Origin of the sequence: Fulvimarina endophytica, assembly GCF_003403015.1 — a bacterium.
GTDB lineage: Bacteria > Pseudomonadota > Alphaproteobacteria > Rhizobiales > Rhizobiaceae > Fulvimarina > Fulvimarina endophytica.
Genome location: NZ_QURL01000003.1, coordinates 551895 through 574542, shown reverse-complemented (window position 1 = coordinate 574542; position 22648 = coordinate 551895). Strand labels below are relative to the sequence as shown.

At 66.5% G+C, this 22648-nt stretch carries 20 protein-coding genes; 9 read left to right on the top strand and 11 right to left on the bottom strand.

Annotation, left to right across the window (positions count from 1 at the left end; translation table 11 throughout):
- The first annotated feature begins 17 nt into the window (after positions 1-17).
- Entirely contained in the window at positions 18-1256 is a 1239-nt protein-coding gene (locus DYI37_RS09140) for a urate hydroxylase PuuD (protein WP_116682875.1), read from the top strand.
- Between the two features lie 84 nt (positions 1257-1340).
- Here DYI37_RS09140 and DYI37_RS09135 read toward each other — a convergent pair whose 3' ends face one another.
- The 3 genes from DYI37_RS09135 to DYI37_RS09125 form a co-directional block, all read right to left on the bottom strand.
- A complete protein-coding gene (locus DYI37_RS09135; protein WP_116682874.1) occupies positions 1341-2483 on the bottom strand; it encodes an FAD-dependent monooxygenase in 1143 nt (380 codons plus the stop codon).
- Positions 2484-2664: 181 nt separating this feature from the next.
- A complete protein-coding gene (locus DYI37_RS09130) occupies positions 2665-6114 on the bottom strand; it encodes a molybdopterin cofactor-binding domain-containing protein (protein ID WP_116682873.1) in 3450 nt (1149 codons plus the stop codon).
- Complete coding sequence (locus tag DYI37_RS09125; RefSeq protein WP_116682872.1) at positions 6111-6641, bottom strand: (2Fe-2S)-binding protein; 531 nt, start codon at positions 6639-6641, stop codon at positions 6111-6113. The genes DYI37_RS09130 and DYI37_RS09125 overlap by 4 nt, the downstream gene beginning before the upstream one ends.
- A gap of 152 nt (positions 6642-6793) precedes the next feature.
- Here DYI37_RS09125 and DYI37_RS09120 point away from each other — a divergent pair, with 152 nt between their 5' ends.
- From DYI37_RS09120 to DYI37_RS09090, 7 genes are all read left to right on the top strand, one after another.
- Complete coding sequence (locus tag DYI37_RS09120) at positions 6794-7240, top strand: MarR family winged helix-turn-helix transcriptional regulator (protein WP_245413843.1); 447 nt, start codon at positions 6794-6796, stop codon at positions 7238-7240.
- 486 nt (positions 7241-7726) lie between these two features.
- A complete protein-coding gene (locus DYI37_RS09115; protein WP_483466329.1) occupies positions 7727-8476 on the top strand; it encodes a maleate cis-trans isomerase family protein in 750 nt (249 codons plus the stop codon).
- 45 nt (positions 8477-8521) lie between these two features.
- On the top strand, positions 8522-9307 hold the full coding sequence (locus DYI37_RS09110; protein WP_116682871.1) for an alpha/beta fold hydrolase: 786 nt from the start codon (positions 8522-8524) through the stop codon (positions 9305-9307).
- A gap of 49 nt (positions 9308-9356) precedes the next feature.
- The gene (locus DYI37_RS09105; RefSeq protein WP_116682870.1) at positions 9357-10388 is read left to right on the top strand and encodes a 2,5-dihydroxypyridine 5,6-dioxygenase NicX family protein; all 1032 of its coding nucleotides are present in this window, start codon (positions 9357-9359) and stop codon (positions 10386-10388) included.
- A 191-nt stretch (positions 10389-10579) separates the two neighbouring features.
- Entirely contained in the window at positions 10580-11209 is a 630-nt protein-coding gene (locus DYI37_RS09100) for an isochorismatase family protein (RefSeq protein WP_116682869.1), read from the top strand.
- A 210-nt stretch (positions 11210-11419) separates the two neighbouring features.
- Positions 11420-11605, top strand: a complete 186-nt coding sequence (locus tag DYI37_RS09095) for a hypothetical protein (protein WP_116682868.1) — start codon at positions 11420-11422, stop codon at positions 11603-11605.
- Entirely contained in the window at positions 11602-13104 is a 1503-nt protein-coding gene (locus DYI37_RS09090) for a sodium:solute symporter family protein (protein WP_199520115.1), read from the top strand. The genes DYI37_RS09095 and DYI37_RS09090 overlap by 4 nt, the downstream gene beginning before the upstream one ends.
- Before the next feature lie 346 nt (positions 13105-13450).
- On the opposite strand, the gene codB is transcribed toward DYI37_RS09090, so the two are convergent.
- The 8 genes from codB to aptA all read right to left on the bottom strand — a co-directional run bounded on the left by codB (position 13451) and on the right by aptA (position 21712).
- Positions 13451-14755 carry a cytosine permease gene (gene codB, locus DYI37_RS09085; RefSeq protein ID WP_116682867.1) on the bottom strand — a complete coding sequence of 435 codons (1305 nt, stop codon included), beginning with the start codon at positions 14753-14755 and terminating at the stop codon, positions 13451-13453.
- Positions 14756-14852: 97 nt separating this feature from the next.
- A complete protein-coding gene (locus DYI37_RS09080) occupies positions 14853-15305 on the bottom strand; it encodes a nucleoside deaminase (protein ID WP_116682866.1) in 453 nt (150 codons plus the stop codon).
- Positions 15306-15404: 99 nt separating this feature from the next.
- Entirely contained in the window at positions 15405-16898 is a 1494-nt protein-coding gene (locus DYI37_RS09075) for an NCS1 family transporter (RefSeq protein ID WP_116682865.1), read from the bottom strand.
- A gap of 129 nt (positions 16899-17027) precedes the next feature.
- The gene (hydA, locus tag DYI37_RS09070) at positions 17028-18476 is read right to left on the bottom strand and encodes a dihydropyrimidinase (protein WP_116682864.1); all 1449 of its coding nucleotides are present in this window, start codon (positions 18474-18476) and stop codon (positions 17028-17030) included.
- Positions 18473-18838 (bottom strand): type II toxin-antitoxin system PemK/MazF family toxin, encoded by a 366-nt coding sequence (locus tag DYI37_RS09065; RefSeq protein ID WP_158555119.1) that lies wholly within the window; start codon positions 18836-18838, stop codon positions 18473-18475. Before DYI37_RS09065 ends, hydA begins: the two co-directional genes overlap by 4 nt.
- Entirely contained in the window at positions 18835-19056 is a 222-nt protein-coding gene (locus DYI37_RS09060; RefSeq protein ID WP_116682862.1) for an antitoxin MazE-like protein, read from the bottom strand. Before DYI37_RS09060 ends, DYI37_RS09065 begins: the two co-directional genes overlap by 4 nt.
- A gap of 29 nt (positions 19057-19085) precedes the next feature.
- Positions 19086-20333 (bottom strand): Zn-dependent hydrolase, encoded by a 1248-nt coding sequence (locus DYI37_RS09055; protein WP_116682861.1) that lies wholly within the window; start codon positions 20331-20333, stop codon positions 19086-19088.
- A 50-nt stretch (positions 20334-20383) separates the two neighbouring features.
- Positions 20384-21712, bottom strand: coding sequence for an omega-aminotransferase AptA (aptA, locus tag DYI37_RS09050; RefSeq protein ID WP_116682860.1), 1329 nt, complete (start codon positions 21710-21712; stop codon positions 20384-20386).
- Between the two features lie 269 nt (positions 21713-21981).
- Between aptA and DYI37_RS09045 the strand changes: the two genes are divergently transcribed.
- Positions 21982-22644: a TetR family transcriptional regulator C-terminal domain-containing protein gene (locus DYI37_RS09045; protein WP_199520114.1), complete on the top strand. Its 663-nt coding sequence runs from the start codon at positions 21982-21984 to the stop codon at positions 22642-22644.
- Positions 22645-22648: the final 4 nt, after the last annotated feature.

Below are 22648 nucleotides of genomic sequence, written 5' to 3'. Positions count from 1 at the left end.
GGTTCGGGGAACGCGCCATGTACGATCTGATTGCCGTCTGGGACTGGGTGGGCTTTGCCGTGCGCTGGCTGCACGTCATCGCCGCCATGGCTTGGATCGGCGCCTCCTTCTACTTCATCGCCCTCGACCTGATGCTGCGGCCGGCCCCCGACATGCCGAAGGGCGCCTATGGCGAGGAATGGGAGGTGCACGGCGGCGGCTTCTACCACACCACCAAATATCTGGTGGCGCCCGAACGCATGCCCGAGCATCTGACCTGGCACAAATGGCAGAGCTACACGACCTGGCTCTCGGGCGCGGCGCTCCTGATGATCGTCTACTGGGTGGGGGGCGAACTCTATCTCCTCGATCCCACCAAGGCCGATCTGACGCTCTGGCAGGGGATCGCCATCTCGGCCGCCTCGCTCACCATCGGCTGGCTCGCCTACGACGCCATGTGCAAGTCGAAGCTCAGCGAGCGGCCGACGCTGCTGATGCTCCTCCTCTTCGTCATCCTGGTCGCCATGTCCTGGGGCTACAACCAGATCTTCACGGGCCGGGCGGCGCTTCTCCATCTCGGCGCCTTCACCGCCACGATCATGACGGCGAACGTCTTCTTCCAGATCATGCCCAACCAGCGCATCGTCGTCGCCGATCTGAAGGCCGGCCGCACGCCGGACGCGAAATACGGCAAGATCGCCAAGGTCCGCTCGACCCACAACAACTACCTGACACTGCCGGTCGTCTTCCTGATGCTCTCCACCCATTACCCGCTGGCCTTCGCCACCGAGTATTCCTGGATCATCGCGAGCCTCGTCTTCCTGACGGGCGTCTCCATCCGGCACTACTTCAACACCATGCACAGGACCGGCAAGGGTCCGCACTGGACCTGGCTCGTCACGGTCCTCATCATGCTCGTCATCGCCTGGCTCTCCACCGCCCCGATGATGGACAGCGTCGAGGAGGCCGAAGCCCGGCCCCTCACCCCCTACGAGGAGAAGTTCGCGTCCGCCGCCGGCTTCGACGAGGCCTATCAGGTGGTGCTCGGTAACTGCTCCATGTGCCATGCGCGCGAGCCGGTGTTCAGCGAGACCATGCTCTGGCCGCCCAAGGGCGTGGTTCTGGAAACGAAGGCCGACGTCGCGCGCCATGCCGACGCGATCTTCATCCAGGCCGGGGCGAGCCATGCGATGCCGCCCCCCAATGCCGTCTCGACCATGACGGACGACTATCGCCAGGCCCTCGTCGCCTGGTATCGCAACGCGACGGGCGACTGAGGAAAAAGGCCGCGAGCGCCCCTTCGGCGGAGCCGGCCGCGCGGCACGACCGGTCCCTTGCGCGTCGATCGCCGGCAGCGACGATCAGGCGAGCGCCACCGTCATCGGATCATAGGCATAGACCCAGGCCGGGTCCTCCGGCTCCTTCAGCCAGGTATTGGCGTTGGAGATCGCCTGCACCTTCGTCGCGCGTTCGCGGCGCGTGTTCTCGTAGACCCGGAAGACCTCGGCATAGTCGCTCTCGCCGATCTCGGTGAGGCAGCGGGTGAGGACGGCCGCATCCTCGATCGCCATGCAGGCGCCCTGGGCCATGTGCGGGCGCATGGGGTGGCAGGCATCGCCGAGAAGGCAGAGCCGGCCCCGGCTCCACAGGTTCAGCGGATCGCGGTTCCAGAACGGCCATTTGGTCACGTGGTCGGTGGCGTTCACCAGCGCGTTCACCACGGGATGGGATCCGCCGAAGATCGCCTCCATCTCCTCGCGCGAGGATTCGACGAAGGGCGTGTCGTGTTCCCAGCCGTCCACCGGCACGCCGGTGACGTAGTAGTATTCCGAACGGTCCCGCTTGGTGGCATAGGCCATGATGTGGCGCGAGGCCTCCCACCACCATTTGACGCAGGCCTCGAATTCGAGACCCGAGGCGCGCAGCCGGTCCATGTTGACGAGCGCCCGGTGCCCGACCCAGCCCGAGAAGCGTGGCTTCTCAGGCCCGAGCAGCTTCTCGCGGATCGCCGAATTGATGCCGTCGGCGCCGATGACGAGATTGGCGGCGACCCGGCGTCCGTTGGCGAAGGAGAGAAGGACGTGGTCCTCGCGCTCCTCGATATCGGTGAGGCGGTGGTCGAAATGCAGCCGATCCTTGGCCAAAGCGTCGATCTGCACCGCATGCATGTCGCCGCGATGGATGGTGATGTAGGGGGCGCCGTATTCCTTGCGGGCGAAGTCGCCGAGCCGGATCTCGGAGAGATACTCCCCGGTATTGCCGTCGCGCGAGAACCAGTGATCGGGATGGGAGCCGATCGACGACAGCGTCTCGTCCAGGCCGATCTCCCGGAAGATCTTCATCACGTTCGGGCCGATATGGATGCCGGCCCCGAGCCGGTCGAAAGCGGGCGCCTGCTCGAAGGTGTGGGCGGAAAAGCCCGCCTGATCGAGAAGAGCCGCCGCCGCCGCACCGCCGAGCCCCGCACCGATGACCGCGATCTCGACCCGTTCGATTGTATCCATCTGGGTTCTTCCTTCTGAAATTTGTTTGTATGCTAACAAATATGGCCCGAATGTAAAGACCCCGGTGGCGGCCCATCGACGTCATTGCCGGGATGGTCAGGCGCCGAGGCCCGAGGCCCGAGGCCCGAGGCGGCGCTGCGACATGCGGAAACCCCCGCAGGCGTCGGGTCGCCCCCATGCCTCAGGGCGAGGCAGGCGCGTAGCGCATCCTCACATAGGCGGCGAGATCGGCGATCTGGCCCTCGGTGAGTTCGCCCGCAAAGCCGGGCATGTCGCGCCCGGCAAGCGCGAGCGGCGCCTCGATGCCCTGACGGATCACGGTCTTCAGCGCCTCGTCGTCCGGCGAGCGGATGGCGGCCGAGCGCGAAAGGGGAATAGTCGCGGCCGTGGCGAGCGAGGCGAGCGCCGGCTCGTGGCAGGTGGCGCAGGCGCTCTCGAAGATCCTGTGGGTGGCGTCGGGCATCGGCCGGGCCGCAGCGGCGGGATCGGCGAGCCGGGCTTCGGGAACGTTCGGCAGAGCCGAGGCGAGATAGGTCGCCATCGCCCGGATGTCCTCGTCGGGCAGGGCCTTCAGATTGGCGACCACATCGGCCATCGGCCCGGATGCGCTCGCGAAACCCTCGGCGAGCCCGGTGCGCAGATAGGCGTAATAGCGCTCCTCGCTCCAGCCGAAGGCGGAGGCCGCATCGCCGGCGATCGCCGGCGCGTACCATCCCTTGACGAGGGAGCCGGTCAGCGCGGCCTTGCCCGTCTTTTCGGCGCCGAGGAGATTGCGCGGGCTGTGGCAGGCCGAGCAATGGCCCGTCGCCTCCACGAGATACCGGCCCCGGTTCCAGTCCGCGCCCCGCGCCGGATGCCGCTCGATGGGCGCCGAATCGTGATGGAGCGCGTTCCAGAGCGCGTTGACCGGGCGGAGATTGGCCGGGAAAACCATCTCGGCCCGCGCGGTCTCTCGGGCCACCGGCTCCAGCGTCTGGAGATAGGCGTAGAGCGCGAAGATGTCGTCATCGGTCATCTTCGAAAAGGAGGTATAGGGAAAGGCGGGATAGAGATGGGTCCCGTCGCGCGAGATCCCGTGCCGCATCGCCCGTTCGAAGGCCTCGAGGCTCCATCGGCCGAGGCCGGTCTCGGGATCGGGGGTCAGATTGGTGGTGTGGATCGTCCCGTAGGGCGTGACGATCTCGAGGCCGCCGGCATTGGGCGCGCCGCCGGGGGCCGTATGGCAGTCGCCGCAATTGCCGGCGGCAAAGACCTGCCTGCCCTTTTCGAGGAGCTCGGCCGAAAAGCTCGATGCCGGCGGGGCGCTCGTCGGCGGGATCGCCCGCTGGATCGGCAGGGCGAGCGCACCGAGGGACAGCGTGCCGCCGAGGACGGCGGCAAGGCCGATGCCCTTCGAGCGCAAGCGGCCGAACCATGTCGCGGGCTTCATTGCACCGCTAAGACGCGGCGCGTGATCGGCCGAGCCCTGCAGGCGCCCGTCCTCGCGGCGATGGATGCCCATCGCCGCCCGCATGCGCTCGGGCGTGAACGGGGCCTCGCGCATGCGAACGCCCGTCGCGTCGAAGATCGCGTTGGCGATGGCGGCAGCGGCCGGAACGGCGGCGCTTTCGCCGACGCCGAGCGCCGGGTCCTCCGCCCGCTCGACCAGCATGGTCTCGATCCTCGGCACCTCCTCGAAGGTCGCCAGCGGATAGGTCGCCCAGCTCGACGGCGTGACCGTGATCTCCTCGAAGCTCACCTCCTCCTTGAGGACGCGGCTCGCGGTCTGGTTCACATTGCCGTGGATCTGGTGGCGCACCCCGTCGGGATTGATGACGAGGCCCTGGTCCTGGCCGACGAAGACGCGGGTGAGTTGCACCTCGCCGGTCTCCATGTCGACGGCGACGTCGCAGACCCAAGTGGCGGCAGCGGCCGCGGTCCCGGGAAATGTGCCGTGGACATAGGTCGCATAGGCAAATCCCTGGCCATAGGCCATGCGCCCCTCGCGCCGCCTGCGCGGGGCTGTGCGCGGCTCCCAGCCGCCCTCCTCGGCCGTGCGCAGGATCAGCGTGCGGGTGCGCGGATCGTCCAGATGGCGCAGGCGGAAGTCGACCGGATCCTGTCTTGCCTCATAGGCCATCTCGTCCACGAAGCTCTCATGGGCGAAGGTGTTCGGCAGGGCCGAGACCCCGCGCATCCAGGCGGCCCGCACGATCGGCGCCATGTCGTGGACCGTGATCGCCTTGTGGGGGATGCGGTAGGGCGGCACAATGGTGCGGTCGCCCATGTCCGAGGGGCGCGGCTCGGCGATGACGCGGCGGGTGAGGAGAAGGCCGAGATTGGTGGCCCGGTTGGAGGGATACCAGGTGTCGAGGCTGTAGGCGTGGAGATCGCCGCCGAGGAGCCCGCCCTCCACGTCCATCACCTGCGCGGCGCCCTTCGGCTCCCACAGATGCTCCTGCGCCCGCGTCAGCTGAACCCGGACCGGCCGCCCCACGGCGCGGGCGAGAAGCAGCGCGTCGGCGCCCACATCGTCGGCGCAGTTGCGGCCATAGCAGCCGGCCGCCTGATGGCGCCGGATCTCGATATCCTCTTCGGCAAGATCCACGAGCCGGGCGAGATCGGCGCGCAGCATGTGCGGGTTCTGGGTGCCGGACCAGAGGATCGGCCGCCCCCCGTTCCAGTCGGCGATCGACACCGAGGGGCCGATGGAGCCGTGCAGGTGGTAGGGCCAGACATAGGTGCGCGCGGCGCGCAGGTCGCATTCATCGATGCCCCGCGCGAAATCGCCGGATCTGTCGCAGGCGCGCGCCGTCGCCGGCTGGCAGCGGATCGTATCGGCAAGGCTGCGCATCTCAGGCAGATCGGGCGGCATGCGCCAGTCCACCGGCAGGGCCTCGGCGATCGCCCGCGCCTGATCCTCGCGCTCGGCGACGACGGCGAGGAAATCGGCCTCGCGCACCACGGCGATGAAGCCCGGCATGGCGCTGACGGCAGCCTCGTCATAGCCGAGAAGGCTGTGGCCGACGAAATCGCCGGCCTCGCGCCCGTGATAGGGCGGGCGCACTACATGGCCGTGCACCATGCCGGGCACGGTAACGTCGTGGATATAGACATGGCGGCCCAGCGCCTTGCCCGGCAGGTCGACGCGCGGGACTGGCCGGCCGACGATCCGGTAGTCGCCCGGCGCCTTGACCGGGGCACCCGGATCGAGAGCGAGCGCTGCCGCCTCGCCGCTCACGAGTTCGCCGTAGGTGACGGACCCGTTCGCGCTCCGGGCCTCGCCTTCGATCGTCTCGATCTCGCCGGCGGGCGCGTTGAGGCGCAGCGCGGCGCGGGCGACGAGCTCGGCGCGGATCTGCGCGGCGCCATGGCGCAAGGGAACCGCCGTGATCTGGATCGTCTCGGAGGCGATAGTCGGGCCCTGGTTCGGCGTGTGAGCGGTATCGCCGAGCACCACGCGCACCTGGCCGAGAGGCAGGTCGAGCTCCTCGGCGACGATCTGCGCCAGCGCCGTCTCGATGCCCGTGCCGAGATCCACATGGCCGTTGAAGGCGGTCAGCGATCCGTCCGCATCGAGCCGAAGAAAGGTTTCGCGATGAGTGCCGGTCTCCCGGTAGACCGTGATCGCCTCGGCTCGTGTCCCGCTCATATCCGCCCCCTCCCCCTCGTCCCGCTCTCTCTCATCAGCCGGGCGGCCTTCGCCACCGAGGCGACGATCTCCCGGTGCGTGCCGCAGCGGCAGAGATTGTGCCGCAGGGCCGAGCGGATCTCGGCCTCGGACGGATCGGGGTTCTCTGTGAGGAGTGCGATCGTCGTCATGATCATGCCATTGAGGCAATAGCCGCACTGGGCGCCCGTCTCCTCTACGAAGGCCTGTTGGACGGGATGCGGCACCTCGCCATCCGCCAGTCCCTCCAGCGTGACGACGCGCATGCCTTCAGCCTTCGCCGCGCGCAGCACGCAGGCCCGCGCGGGCGCCTCGTCGACGAGGACGGTGCACGAGCCGCACTGGGCAAGGCCGCAGCCGTATTTCGGCCCCGTCAGCCCGAGATCGTTGCGCAGGACGTCGAGCAGCGTGCGTCTCGGATCGTCCAGCCCGACGGCGACGGATCGACCATTGACCGAGAATTCGACCGAAAGGCTCACGAGAGACCTCCCCTTCCTCGCAGACAGCATCTCATAATTGTTTTTATACAAACAATCTGGCCGAGGAAAGCCGAAGCCTGCACAAAGCTGCGCCAGCCCCTGCCGCCGAACGCGGCACGGCCTTGTCCGGGCGGTGGCGATGTGCCATCGACGGTGAACGCACGCGAACGGGGAGCCCCGCGTTGAGCCGTCCAGAACACCAGAGCGAGCCCGATCTCGACTACAGGCTCGACGAACAGGTGGGCTTCCTCCTGCGCAAGGCCTATCAGCGCCACATGATGATCTTCGCCAGGAAGATGGCGGGCAATCTGACGCCGACCCAGTTCTCGACGCTGGTCCGCCTCTTCGCCGAGCCCGAGCCGATCTCCCAGAACGCGCTCGGCCGCCTCGTCGCCATGGATGCCGCGACGACCAAGGGCGTCATCTCCAGGCTCGAGAAGCAGGGGCTCCTGACCACGGAACGGGACAGGACGGACAAGCGCCGCTATCTCCTGCGCTCCACCGAAAAGGGCCGGGCGCTGCTGCGCGACGTCATCCCGATCGTCAAGGACATCACGGAGGAGACCGTCCAGCCGCTCACCAAGCGCGAGCAGGTCGTCTTCCTCAAACTCCTCGCCAAGCTCACCTGAGTCGGACGGGGCCGGGCATCGGGGCATCGGTTCCGGGACATCGTACGCCGGACGCAGCATGAGGCGCACAAGCCTTGCCCATGCTGCGTGATTTTCAGACAAATCGCTGCCTGAAAATTCGTCGCTGCAACGCACAAAAGTCTCCAACACCCTGATTTCACTATCTCGAGAAAAATTCTCGAGGGCATAACTTGTTTCTATACAAACAATGTGTGTAGCATTGCGGGCAAGAGGCAGACGTCGCCCTCGGGGATGAGGATCGACGGCGCGCCTTGCCGGGGAGTGAGCCGGGAGTGATAACGTCCGGGCGCGGCCGAGCGCCGGGCAGGGAGCGAGTGCGAAGCGCGAGACGGGGGGCCAAAAGGGTTCTCGCGGCCCTCGAAGGCGACGGCCCGTTCCGTATCGACACCCCGAAACGAGAAGAAGACCGGTTGACGACGGCAAGGCCGATCCACACCGGTCTCCAAAGGACAGAAGGAGCGCCGCATGAAGCCGATCCGCATCGGACAGATCGTCCCGAGTTCCAACATCACGATGGAAACGGAGATCCCCGCGCTCCTGCGCCTGCGCGAGACGATCGCGCCCGAGCGCTTCACCTTCCACTCCTCGCGCATGCGCATGAAGCATGTGACGAAGGAGGAACTCGCGGCCATGGACGGCCAGAGCGACCGCTGCGCCCTCGAGCTTTCCGATGCCCAGGTCGACGTGATGGGCTATGCCTGCCTCGTCGCGATCATGTCCATGGGCCACGGCTATCACAACCAGTCCGCTAAGCGGCTCCACCAGGTCACCGTCGACAACGGCAATCCGGCCCCGGTGGTCACCTCGGCCGGCGCGCTCTGCGAGGGCATCAAGGCGATCGGCGCGAAGAAGGTCGCGGTCGTCGCCCCCTATATGAAGCCGCTGACCGCGATGGTCGTCGACTACATCGCCAATGAGGGGATCGAGGTGAAGGTCTCCCACGCCCTCGAAATCTCCGACAATCTCGCCGTCGCCGCCCATGACACCGGCAGGCTGCCGGGCATCGTATCGGGTCTCGACATCGCCGATTGCGACGCGGTCGTCCTGTCGGCCTGCGTCCAGATGCCCTCGCTCGCCGCCGTCTCCATGGTGGAGGCGGAGACCCGCAAGCCGGTTCTGACCGCCTCCATCGCCACCACCTGGGCGATGCTGAAGGCGCTCGACCTTCCGACGCGCGTTCCCGGCGGCGGAACGCTTCTCTCCGGCGCCTACTGATCGGGCGCCTTCAGGCTCAGACCCAATCCGACGAAGGAGCTGACCTTGGCTCGCGGTTACAATGTCCAGGCGAACGCGATTCGCCAGCATCTCATCCACTTCCCGGGCTCCGGCCCGACCATGCTCCTGATCCCCGGCATCACCTCGCCGGCGATCACCTGGAACTTCGTCGCCGAGCGCCTCTCCGAGACCTATGACGTCCACGTCCTCGATGTGCGCGGCCGGGGCCTCAGCCAGGCCGGCGACCTCGACTACTCACTCGACGCCATGGCGGGCGACGCCATCGCCGTCGTCTCGGCGGCCGGTCTCGGACAGCCGATCGTCCTCGGCCATTCCATGGGCGCACGCACCGCGATCCGCGCCGCCCGCAAGGCCCCGGACGCCTTTTGCGGCCTCGTCCTCGTCGACCCGCCGGTCTCGGGCCCTGGTCGCCGGGAATATCCGTCGAAATGGGCCTGGTACGAGGATTCGATCCGCCTTGCCCAAACGGGCTGTTCGGCCGAGGACATGAAGGCGTTCTGCCCGACATGGACCGAGGAGCAGCGGGCCCTGCGCGCCGAATGGCTGCACACCTGCCAGCTCGATGCGATCGACACCGCCTTCCGGGGCTTCCACACCGACGACATCCACGCCGATCTTCCCCATCTCGCTCTGCCCATGCGCCTCGTCGTCGCGGGGGCAGCGCCCGTGATCGGCGAGGAGGATGTCGCCGAGATCCGGTCGCTCGCCCCGAAGATCGAGGTGCGCACCGTCGAGGGGGCGGGACACATGATCCCCTGGGACGATCTCGAAGGATTTCTTTCCGCCGTCCGGGGCTTCGGGACCGCCTGAAGGCCAGCAAGCGCAGACGCCACTTATTCGGATCAAGGACGAGACAACGATGGATCAGTTCAGCTTCACCGAAATCTGCCTGCATCAGCTGAAGATGTCGGGCGTCCACGAGGGCGAGAAGCTCGTCGTCCTGACGCAGGGCTCCGAGCGCCTCGACTATGCCGACGCCTTCATGGCCGCCGGCCAGCGCCTCGGCGCGAAGATGTATCACATGCGCCTTCCCGCCCCTCCGGTTGCGGGCGCCTGGGCGGTCGGCCAGACGGGGCTCGCCGCCATGCCCGACGCGGTCGAGGCCCTGAAGCGCGCCGACATGCTGATCGACTGCATCTTCCTCCTCTTCTCGCCCGAACAGTTCGCGATCCAGGAGGCCGGCACGCGCATCCTCACCGCCGTCGAGCCGCCGGAGCTCCTCGCCCGCATGCTGCCCTCGAAGGAACTGCGCGAGAAGGTGGAGATCGGCGCCGAATATCTGGCGAAGGCCAAGGTCATGCGGATCACCTCCCCGCATGGCACCGACGTCACCTACAAGCTGAACACCTATCCGACGATCGCCGAATATGCCTGCACCGACGAGCCGGGCCGCTGGGACCACTGGCCCTCGGGCTTCGTCTTCACCGGCGCGGACGACGACGGGGTGGACGGGCAGATCGTGGTCGCCCCCGGCGACATTCTCCTGCCCCAGAACATGTATGTGCGCGATCCGATCACCTACACGATCGAGAAGGGCTGGATCACCGATATCCGGGGCGGCCTCGATGCCGAACTCGTCAAGTCGTACATGGCCGGCTTCAACGATCCGCGCGGCATGGGCATGAGCCATGTGGGCTGGGGCATGAACCCTGCCGCCAAGTGGCACGGAATGGTGCCGGGCGAATTCCCGGGCGGCATGGGCATGGAGCCGCGCTCCTTCTACGGCAATGTGATGTTCTCGACCGGCCCGAACAACGAACTCGGCGGGCCGAACGACACCGCCTGCCATCTCGACATCCCGATGCGCGGCTGTTCGCTCTTCCTCGACGACGAGCCGATCGTCCTCGATGGCGATCTCGTCGTGGACGAGATGAAGATGGCGCGCCACTGAGTAGGCGAGCGCGGCGGCTTGATGGCCGCCCGCCGCACGACCCGCTTTTGACCGGCGGACCGATGAAGGCATCGCTTGCGAATGTCCGCCGGCAGCCCGAGCGGCGTCCGAGCCCCTCGCCGAACGGGAATTGACCCAAGGGGTCGGTTCATTCGTCCGGCGGCATCAGAGATGAGACGAAAGAACCCGCGATGAGCCAGGAGAAGGTTTACGAACAGGCCGGTTTCGGCGCGAGCGTGCCGCGCGGATCGCGCCCGGCGATCCTCGTCGTCGATTTCAGCTACGGCTTCACCGATACGCGCTATCCGACGGCCGCCGAGATGGGCGCCGAGATCGCGGCGACCCGCCGGCTCACCGATTTCGCCCGCTCGGCCGGCATGCCCGTCCTCTACACGACGATCGCCTATACGCCGCTTGAGGCCCGCAGCCTGCCCTGGCTGAAGAAGGCGACCGGCATGGCCGCGCTCGAAGTCGGATCGCGCCTCGTCGAGATCGACGAGCGCTGCGGGGCGGGCGAGGAGGACGCCCTCGTCGTCAAGCACGGCGCCTCAGCCTTCTTCGGCACCAATCTCGCCGCAATCCTGACGGGGGCCGGCGTCGACACGCTGGTCGTCACCGGCGCCACCACATCGGGCTGCGTGCGCGCGAGCGTCGTCGATGCGGTGCAGTCCGGCTTCAACACCCTGGTGCCCGCCGATTGCTGCGCCGACCGCGCTCAGGCGCCGCACGAGGCAAGCCTCTACGACATGCACCAGAAATATGCCGACGTGACCGACAGCACCGACATTCTGGAATGGCTGCGATCCGTTCCGGCCCGTTGAAAGGCAGAAGTCCGCGGACGATGATTTCCGGCCGCCGCGACATCGGTCTGGCGGCAGCGCCTGAAAATCGAGATGATCATCCGAACGCGGCCGTCCCAGGCCCCGTCGGACATGCAGGAAAACGAGGAATCGAGGTCTAGGGAGACCCCTCCCGACGCCGTTCAACCGGGTCGCGGACGCTGTGTCCGCTTAGAGAGAAGAGGTCAAACCATGCTCCGCAAACTCAGTCTCGGACTGATGCTGCTCCTCATCGCCGCCTGTTACGTGGTTCCCTACGGCATGCTCGGCGAGACCGCCAGCTGGACCGGCGCCTTCCTCTTCTGGACCATTGCGGGCGTCGTCGTGATCGCCCTCAACGCCATGGCCACCGCCCGCTTCGGAGATCAGGACCAGTGACCACGACCTATATCCTCATCGGCATCGCGATCTACGTCGTCGCTTCCGTCGTCGTCGCCTACATGTCGCGCTCGGGCGAATCGGCCTCGATGTCCGAATACTTCATCGGCGGGCGCTCGATGGGCGGCCTCGTCTCCGCCCTCTCCTACTCGGCCACCACCTATTCGGCCTTCATGATGGTCGGCCTCGCCGGCCTCACCTACAAGGGCGGCGTCGGCGCCCTCGGCTTCGAGATCGTCTATTTCGCGGGCGTCTCCCTCGTCGCCATCTTCGGCCCCCGCTTCTGGGCCGTCGGCAAGGCCTACGGCTTCGTCACGCCCTCCGAGATGCTCGGCGCACGCTACGGAAGCCGCTGGGTCGCGATCTCGGCCGCGGTCGCCAGCTGCATCTTCCTCATTCCCTATTCGGCCGTGCAGCTCGCCGGCGTCGGCTATCTCCTCGCCGGCATGAGCGGCGGCGCGATCTCCTTCGGCATCGGCATCGTGGTCGCCACGGTCCTCGCGATCGCCTTCTCCTACATCGCCGGCATCCGATCGGTGATGTGGACCGACAGTCTCCAGGCTCTCCTGATGATCGTCGCCTCCGTCGCGGTCGTGGCGCTGGTCGTTGCCGAACTCGGCGGCTTCACCGCGCTCTTCGACGCGGTCGCCGAGCGCAATTCCGCAATGCTCACGGTGCCGGGTCCGGGCCTCTTCTCCTTCACCACCTTCCTCGGCCTGACGATCCCGTGGTTCTTCTTCGCGATCTCGAACCCGCAGGTCTCCCAGCGCCTCTACATGCCCGCATCGCTCGGGGCGCTCCGCCGCATGCTGATGATCTTCCTGGTCTTCGGCCTCATCTACACGCTGGTCTCGGTGATGTGGGGCTTCTCGGCCTTCGTCGCCTTCCCCGATCTCGCCCAGCCCGATCTCGCCACCTCCACGCTGCTCTCCTCCGACTTCGTGCCGCCGCTTCTCGGCGTCGCGGTGATGGTGGGCATCCTGGCGGCCGCGGTCTCGACGATCGACTCGATCCTCCTCACCCTCTCCTCCATGCTGGCGCGGGACGTCTATGCGAACGTGAAGACCGGCAGCGACGATCGCCGCCAGCTGACGATCGGCAAGATCGTCATCCCGGTGATCTCCCTTATCGCTCTCGGCTTCGCCGCCATGGAGTTCAGCCTGATCGCGGTTCTCGCCGTCGCGGCCTCCACCGGCCTCGTGGTGATCGTGCCGGTGATCGTCGGCGCCTTCTTCTGGAAGCGCGGCACGGCGGCCGGCGCCCTCGCCTCGATCCTGGGCGGCAGCGTCTTCGTGGTCGCGATGTATCTGACGGGCAATTCCCTGATGGGGCTGAATGCCGGCATCCTCGGACTCCCCGTCTCCGCGCTCCTCTTCGTCGCCGTCAGCCTCGCCACGAAGCCGCAGACGGCGGAAGCCGCACGGTTCATGGCGATCGCGAACGCTCCCCTGAGGCCGGCAGGCGAGCCTGCCCCCGCCGGCGCGAATCTCGCCGGCTGATCCCGGCGCAATCAGCATTCGAAAAGCGTGCAAGGCCCGCCGTTCCGAACCCAACGGAACGGCGGGCCTTCGTTTGCCGGATGGCATTGAGGGGCGGGGGACGTGCCGTGAATCGAGGCCGGCCCCGAAAGAAGACCGCTTCGGAAAGCCGATCGAGCGGGGCGGAAACTCTCGCCCTCGCTCGCTCTCACGTCCTGGCTAGGATCGGGTCGATGGCGACCCGGCCTAAGCGAGGCCCGGCGATCTAAGGCATCGGACCGAAACGTGGACCCGGTGTTCGGACCATCCGATGGATGCGCAAGAAAACCGGAGCCTCGAACCCGACCCTTGCATCGGGTCCGAGTCTCTAGCGGTCCACCCTCTCCGGCCGCACCGCATCGATCTTCGTCCCGATCAGGCGGTCGAGCAGCCAGTAGGCGAGGAAGGCCGCGAGGATCGCATTCACCGGCGGCACGCCCGGCGAGACGAGGCCGGCGACACAGCCGATGGCATAGGCCGCGAGACCGGGCCAGTTGAAGGCGGGGATCGCGGCCGTCGCGAGCGCCGGATAGCGGCCGCGATGCCTGACGAAGAAGTCCGCCATGATGACCCCGCCGATCGGCGGAATGAACGTCCCCAGCGCCAGGAGGAACGGGACGAGATGGAGGTCGATGCGCATGAGCGCGAGGCCTGTCCCGATCAACGCCCCGATCACGGTGACGAGGCGCCGGCGCGGCGTGGCGAAGGCCGCGCATCCGACGACCGAGAAGTTGTAGATCGTGTTGTCCTGCGTGGTCCAGAGGTTCAGGAACAGCATAGCGATGCCGAACAGGGTCAGGCCCTGGAGGACAAGAACGTCCACCACGTCCGGCTGCTGATAGACGAGGGCGCCGATCGCGCCGGTGGCCACCATCAGTCCGTTCCCGATGAAGAAGGCGAGAAACGCGCCGCCGACCGCATGGCTCGACTTGGCGGCGAAGCGCGTCCAGTTCGTCGCCTGGGTGCCGCCCGAGACGAAGGTTCCGAAGACGATCGCGATCGCAGCGCCGATACCGAGGCTGGTGGTGGGCTCGCCCGATGCCAGCCCGGCGATCCCGCCGGCATCGCGCAGGGCCAGAACGATCGACAGGGCGAGCAGGACGAGGATGGCCGGCACCGCGACGATCGAGAGAAGCTCGAGGCCGCGATAGCCGACATAGGCGGTGAGGCAGAAGGCGAGGCCGAAGAAGACGATCAGCCCGTTGAGCATCAGGGGGCTCTGGTCGGGATCGGCGCCGGCCATGCGCAGGAGAACGACGGCGATCGTCGCCGTGCCCCATCCGTACCAGGCGATCTGTGTGAAGCCGAGGAGCAGGTCCGACAGGCGGGCACCGATCCGGCCGAAGCCGAAGCGGCTGAGAAGTGCCGTGTTGAGACCGGTCTTGAAGCCGATATGGCTGAGAACGGCCACATAGAGGCCGAGAAGCAGGTTGCCCGCGAAGATGACGAGGACGAGGTCCGGCCAGAAAGGAAATGCGGTTCCGATCTGCCCACCCGCGAACATGGTCGCGGTGAAGAAGGTGAAGCCGAGAAGGATGATGGCGAGAGACCAGAAGCTCTTGCGGTCGCCCATCGGCACTTCGGAGAGGGGGTAGTCTTCGTTCGGCTTGGGAGCCGCGGGATGAGTGCTCATCGGAGCCCTTTCTTGAAAACATCCTCCCGGTCTCGTCTAAGGGCGGGGAAGCGCGCCTTGCGTCCTTCCCCGCCCCGGTTCGGCATGCGATGCGTCGTCAATCCTCCGCGATATCCTCGTTCCACAACGCGTCGTTGCCCGGCTTTGCGAGGAAACGACGCATCACATCCTTGCATCCCTCGTCGTCGAGAAGGACGACCTCCACGCCGCGCTCGCGCAGGAAATCGATATTGCCGTCGAAGTTCTCCGCCTCGCCGACGACGACCTTCGGGATGCCGAACTGCACGATCGTCCCGGAGCACATCATGCAGGGGCTGAGCGTGGTGTAGAGAACGGTGTCGCGATAGGTCTTCTGGCGCCCTGCCTTGCGCAGGCAGTCCATCTCGCCATGGGCGATCGGATCGCCCGCCTGGACGCGCTGATTGCATCCCGAAGCCACCAGTTCGCCGTCCCGAACGAGCGCCGCCCCGATCGGCAGGCCGCCATCGGCAAGGCCGGCTTCGGCCTCCCGAAGCGCGATTCCCATGAAATATTCGTCCTCTTGCGTCATCGGCTTCCTCGATCCTTTCCTTGTCTTCGGCCCGCCGCTGACTGCGGGCCTCGTCGTCTCAGCGGTTCGTCCGCTCCTGCCGGCCACGAAGACCGCCGATCACAGATCGTCGCGCTTCCAGGCGCCGGCCGGGATGCGGTCCGTGGGCACGCGGTGGAAGGCGCCGTCCTGGTAGACCCAGTTGAGGCCGACGCTCGTCGCCAGATACCTCTCGTCGTCCGGGTTCTCGATCTCGGCCTGCCGGTAGCGCGGCGCGATCCAGAAGCGCATGAGGAGATAGTAGGCGAGGAAGGCGAGCGGGAAGCCCACGAGATAGGCGTAGTCGAGGGCGAGGAGCGCCGCGCCCCCGCCGATCCCCCAGGCGATGAGCCCGGCCGGGTTGAAGCCGCCCGCATAGGCGAACTGCCCGTCCGCCCGGTAGAGATCGGGCACGTTGAGGCGCCGTTTGCGGATCACGAAGTAGTCGCAGATCATGATGCCGCCGACCGCCGACAGAAGCGCGCCGTAGAGCCCGAGATAGAAGAACAGGTTGTTGAGGATCAGCCAGGGCATCGCCAGCGTGCCGACGATGCCGGCGATGACGAGGGCCATGGTGTAGCTGATCTTCGGCGCCCCCACATTGACGAAAGTCAGCGCCGCCGGGATGAGATTGGCCGAGTTGTTGGTGGACCACTGGGCCAGAACCACCATGACGAGAAGGATGACGAGGGTCACGCCGCCGCCCTGGCTCTGGATGACGTTGATCGGGTTCCAGTCGCCGGCGACGATGAAGGAGGCCGCGCCGATCAGCGCGATCCAGGCCTGGGTCACCGGCAGGGCCACGAATTGCGCGATCCAGATATTGCGGTTGCGCCGGACATAGCTCTTCGTGCCGGCCTCCACCTTCAGGAAGCGGGTGATGTTCGGAATGTCGACGGCAAGCGTCGACCAGAAGGCCATGTTGGCGACGAAGAGGGCGACGAGATTGATGTCGGCATCGCCCGCGAAGGTCCAGATGTTCAGCCCTTGCGTGTCCGCGACCCCGGTGAGCGTGAAGTACATCCAGACCGAAATGGCGACTATGGCGGGCGCGGCGACCGCCGCGAGCTTCTCCACCGCCCTGATGCCGAGCGCGGTATTGGCGATCTGGAGAATGGCGAACAGCGCGTACCAGAGCGGCCAGCTCTCGAAGCCGGTCAGATAGCCGATGATGCCGTTGAGCGCGAGCGCGCCGAGATAGGTCTGGATGCCGAACCAGATCGCCGCCACGATCCCGCGCGAGACGGACGGAAAGTGGGTGCCCAGCACGCCGAAGGGTGCCCGCAGATAGACCGCGAAGCTCAGGCCGTGCTCGGTGCCGATATCGGCCGTCATCGCCATGATGATGCCGAGCAGGAGATTGGCGAGGAAGATCGTCACGATGGTGGTGGTGAGCGACAGGCCGGCGACGCCGCTCGCGCCCAGCTGGAAGGTGGCGATGATCACCGCCATGCCGATCCATAACCCGATATAGCCGAGGGCGCCGATCGTGCGCTGGTTCAGCCAGACCGGAAGAATCGATTCCTCAATGAGATGGGAATCGGCCCGCCGGGATGCGCCTGCCACCGTGCTCATGAAAGGCTCCTTTGCCTGATACTGACCATAGGGGTCACGCCCGGCCGAGCCCTTGATGCGGCCCGGCCGTGCGCCATCTCACATTTGCGCGCCGCGAGCCATGTCATCGGGCTCGGCGATCCTTGAGGATCAGACGCCGGCCGGAATGCCCGAGCGCTCCACCTTGCGCGGGGCGACGAGTTCCTTCCAGGTCGACAGCGCCCGGCTCGCCGGCGCATCCGCCGGCCGCTCGACGAAGCGCCCGTCGCCCGTTTCGGCGCGCACTTCTCCGTCGCGATAGGCGACGCGCCCGCGCGACAGGGTGACGACCGGAAGGCCCGTGACCTCGATCCCCTCGAAGACGTTGTATTCGATGACCGAATGCTGCCTTGCGGCGGTGATCGTCTTCGTCGCGGCCGGATCGAAGACGATCAGATCGGCCTCGGCCCCGACGAGGATCGCGCCCTTTCGCGGATAGATGTTGAGGATCTTCGCGATATTGGTGGAGGTGACGGCGACGAACTCGTTCATGGTGAGCCGTCCCGTCCGCACGCCCTTGGTCCACAGAACCGAGAGCCGGTCCTCCAGCCCGCCGGTGCCGTTCGGGATCTTGCGGAAGTCGCCGACGCCCATCCGCTTCTGCTCGTCGGTGAAGGCACAGTGATCGGTCGCGACCACCTGAAGGGAGCCCGCCGAAAGGCCGGCCCAGAGCGAATCCTGATTGGCCTTGTCGCGGAAAGGCGGCGACATCACGCGCCGGGCGGCGTGCTGCCAGTCGGGGTTCTGATACTCGCTCTCGTCGAGAACGAGATGCTGGATCAGCGGCTCGCCATAGACCCGCATGCCCTTTTGCCGCGCCCGGCGAATGGCCTCGTGCGCCTGTTCGCAGGAGGTGTGCACCACGTAGAGCGGGACGCCCGCCTGGTCGGCGAGCATGATCGCCCGGTTCACGGCCTCGCCTTCCACCTCCGGCGGCCGCGAATAGGCGTGGGCCTCGGGTCCGGTCTGTCCGACATCCATCAGCTTCTGTTGGAGCGCTGCGACCACATCGCCGTTCTCGGCATGGACGAGGGGCAGCGCGCCGATCTCGGCGCAGCGGGTGAACGAGGCGAAGAGCTCGTCGTCGTTCACCATCAGGGCGCCCTTATAGGCCATGAAGTGCTTGAACGAGTTGATCCCCTTCTCGACGACCTTCGGCATCTCGTCGAAGACCTGCTCGCCCCACCAGGTGATGCCCATGTGGAAGGAGTAGTCGGTGCGGGCCGGCCCCGCCTTCTGGAACCAGGCCTGCGCCGTGTCGACGAGCCCCTGGCCCGGCGAGGGCAGCGCGAAGTCAACCGTCATCGTCGTGCCGCCGGCGAGCGCTGCGGCCGTGCCGCTGTCGAAGTCGTCGGCCGAATGGGTGCCCATGAAGGGCATTTCCATATGGGTGTGAGGGTCGATCCCGCCCGGCATCACATAGGCGCCGGAGGCGTCGATCACCTCGTCGCCCTCGAGATCCTGTCCGATTTCGGCGATCCTCTCGCCATCGATCAGAATATCGGCCTTGTAGGTCAGGTCGGCGGTGACGATCGTGCCGCCCTTGATGACGAGAGTCATGTCTGAATCCCTAAACCAGATGCTATTGGAAGCGCCTTTTGAAGGCTGAGAACGTTGATTAAAGCGAACTTGATACGCGCAATGTCTTCCGCTTCGAGGTGACCGATCCTCGTCCCGATCCTTTCAGGCAACGCCGCAGACAATCGATCCACCATTGCCTGCGATATCTCTCGCAAGCCGTTCGTGGGCGTTGGACGAATGGTCACGCGTATCATCGAAGCATCGGCAAGTATGCTCGTCAGCGGACAAACGATGATCGGCCGCTCGGGAAGAATGAATTCGTTGGCTTGAACAACGACCGATGGTCGCGGCTTGGATGCCGTTCCTTTGATGGAAGCGATGAAAACGTCACCGCGTTTCACGCCGTGTCGCCATCCGGTAGCCCGGACTGCATATGTTCGAGCCAGCGATCGATCTCGCCGTCCTGCAGATCGGCGTCTGCCGCGTTTCGTGCCTGTCGTGCAGCTTCCGTTCGATAGGTCTCACTGTCGCGATCGATCACCCAGACTTCGATCGGGCGCCACCCTCGCGACTGCAGGCTCTCGCGTTCTTCCGATGTCAATTCCTGCGGACGTCCCATGCGCCTATCCTCATCACCGTTACTCGATCCTATTCCACGATCTCCGCCGTCTCCACCACCGCATGAAGGAGCACATCGGTGCCGGCCTTGGCCCAGTCCTTCGTGATCTCCTCGGCCTCGTTGTGGGAGAGGCCGCCGACGCAGGGGCACATGATCATGGCGGTGGGCGCGACATTGTTGATCCAGCAGGCGTCGTGGCCCGCGCCCGAGACGATGTCGATATGGCTGTAGCCGAGCCTGTCCGCGCCGTCCCGGATCGACTGCAACAGCCCGGGATCGAATGCCGGCGGGTCGAACTGGCCGACGATCTCGTGGGAGAGCTCCACGCCGAGCGCCTCGCACAGCTTCGGCGCTTCCGCCTCGAAGCGCTCGACCATGGCGTTCAGCCGGTCGAGTTCGTGGCTGCGGAAGTCGATCGTGAAGACGACCTTGCCGGGAATGATATTGCGGGAATTGGGATAGACGTCGATATGGCCGATCGCCCCGACGGCATTCGGCGCATTGTCCATGGCGATCGCGTGGACGAGCTCGGTGATCTGGGCAAGGCCGCGCCCGGCATTGCGGCGGAGCGGCATGGGCGTCGAGCCGGTATGGCTCTCCTTGCCCGTCACGATGCACTGGATCCAGCGCAGGCCCTGACCATGGGTGACGACGCCGATATCCTTGCCCTCGGCTTCGAGGATCGGACCCTGCTCGATGTGAAGCTCCAGGAAGGCATGCATCCTGCGCGCGCCGACCTCCTCCTCGCCCTTCCAGCCGATCCGCTCCAATTCGTCGCCGAAGGCGAGGCCCTTCGCATCGGTCTTGGCATAGGCCTCTTCCAGGGAAAGAACGCCGGCGAACACCGCCGAGGCCATCATTGCGGGGGGAAAGCGCGCGCCCTCCTCGTTCGTCCAGTTGGTGACGACGATCGGGTGCTTCGTCCTGATGCCGAGATCGTTGAGGGTGCGCACGACCTCCAGTCCGCCCAGAACGCCGAGCACGCCGTCATAGCGTCCGCCCGTCGGCTGGGTGTCGAGATGGCTTCCCACATAGACCGGCAGGGCATCGGGGTCCGTTCCCTCGCGCCGCGCGAACATGTTGCCCATGGCGTCGGTCGCCAGGGTAAGGCCCGCCGCCTCGCACCAGCGCTTGAAGAGATGGCGCCCCTCGCCGTCCTCGTCGGTTAGGGTCTGGCGGTTCGAGCCGCCCGCGATGCCGGGACCGATCTCCGCCATTTCATGGATCGAGGCCCACAGCCGGTCGGCGTCGATGGTGATGTTCGTGGGGCTGGGCATGGCGGATCCTTCGGCGGGTGGTCTTTGCGTGGCGGGCGGGACCTCAGCGCCTAATCGATCGAGCGAAGCACGGATCTCAGCCCCTCGACGATCCGTCCGATATCGTCCTTCGAAACGATCAGCGGCGGCGAGAGGGCGATGATATCGCCCGTCACGCGGATCAGAAGCCCGGTCTCGAAGGCCCGCACGAAGGCCGAATAGGCCCGCTTCGTCGGCCCGTCCTCATGGGGTTTCAGCTCGATCGCACCGATCAGACCAATCGTGCGGATGTCGATCACGTGGGGCTCGTCGCGCAGGGAGTGGATCGCATCGGCCCAGACCTCCTCGAGGCTCGCGGCATGCTCGAAAAGACCCTCCTCCTGATAGGTCTCGAGGGTGGCGAGCCCTGCGGCGGCGGCCACCGGATTGCCGGAATAGGTGTAGCCGTGGGCGAACTCGATCATGTGCTCGGGCCCGTTCACGATCGCGTCGTGGACCGTGTTGGAGGCGATGACCGCGCCCATGGGGATGACGCCGTTGGTGAGGCCCTTGGCGGTGACGAGGATATCCGGCGTCACGCCGAAGCGCTCGGCGGCGAAGGCCGCACCCAGACGCCCGTATCCGGTGATCACCTCGTCGAAGATGAGGAGGATGCCGTGCTGGTCGCAGATCTCGCGCAGCCGCTTCAGATAGCCCTTGGGCGGCGGCAGGACGCCCGTCGATCCGGCGACCGGCTCGACGATGACGGCGGCGATGGTCGAGGGGTCGTGCAGGGTCGCCAGCCGCACCAGATCCTCGGCGAGTTCGGCGCCATGCTCGGTCTCGCCGCGCGAGAAGCCGTTGCGGGCCGGGTCGTGGGTGTGGCGCATATGGTCGACGCCGGCCAGAAGCGTGCCGAACATCTTGCGATTGCCGACGATGCCGCCGACCGATATGCCGCCGAAATTGGTGCCGTGATAGCCGCGCTCGCGGCCGATGAGGCGGGTGCGCTGCCCCTCGCCGCACGCCCGGTGAAAAGCGAGCGCGATCTTCAGCGCGGTCTCGACCGATTCCGAACCGGAATTGGTGAAGAACACCCGGTCGAGGCCTTCCGGCGCGATCGATGCGAGGCGCGAGGCGAGTTCGAAGGCGAGCGGATGGCCCATCTGGAAGGTCGGCGCGAAGTCGAGTTCGCCCACCTGCCGCCGGATCGCCTCGGTGATCGTCTCGCGGCAATGGCCGGCATTCACGCACCACAGGCCCGCCGTCCCGTCGATCACCTCGCGTCCGTCGGTCGTGCGGTAGTGCATGTCCTTGGCCGAGGCGAACATGCGCGGCGCCGCCTTGAACTGCCGGTTGGCGGTGAACGGCATCCAGAACGCTTCGAGATCGTTCGGATTGGATCGCACGGGCTGGTTCATGGCATGAAAGCTTTCGATGGACTGCGGGGGCGGGTCGCCATATTTGACTAATTGGTCAAAACGCTAGGCCCGCGGCACGGGATGCGTCAAGGACTTTGTGCTCGTTCTAAGCACTTTTCGCAACGCACAATTTTTAACCATGTCGAGCCAGGCTCCGGGCGGTCCCTGGCCGCTGCCGGCGGCCCGGCGACGATCCACCCGCATCCGTTTTTGCGCCATCCGCCGAAAACCCGCATCCACTTTCGGCGCCAATGCTGTAGAGGCAGGCCATGACCATGCAACCGGGCAAGACGGCGGGCAAGACCGCCGAGGCGAAGAGACCGCGCACGCGGACCCAGGCAGTCAACCGGGAGATCATCCTGGAGGCCGCCCTGTCGGTCTTCGCCAAGCATGGCCTGCGCGGCTCGACCGTCGACCAGATCGCCAGCGAAGCGGAGATGTCGAAGCCCAATCTCCTCTACTATTTCCGGCGCAAGCAGGACATCTATCGCGCGCTTCTGGAGGCGACGCTCGATGCCTGGCTGGAACCCCTCGCCGCGATCGATCCGGACGGTGAGCCCGTGGAGGAACTGCGCCGCTACATCTCCGCCAAGCTCGATCTGGCAAGACGCCGGCCCGAGGCCTCGCGCCTCTTCGCCAACGAGATCCTCTCCGGCGCGCCGGTGGTCGAGGACTTCCTCAAAGGCCCTCTCAAGGCGCTCGTCGACGAGAAGGCGGCGATCGTGCGCGGCTGGGTCGGCGAGGGACGGCTCGCCCCCGTCGACCCGCATCACCTGATCTTCGCGATCTGGGCGACGACCCAGCACTATGCCGACTTCGACGTCCAGATCCGCGCGCTTCTCGGCACCCAGGTGGACGGGCCGGGCTTTTCCGACCAGGCCGCCCAGGCGGTGCTGACGATCATCCTGTCGGGCGTGCGCCCGAGAGACTAGGTTC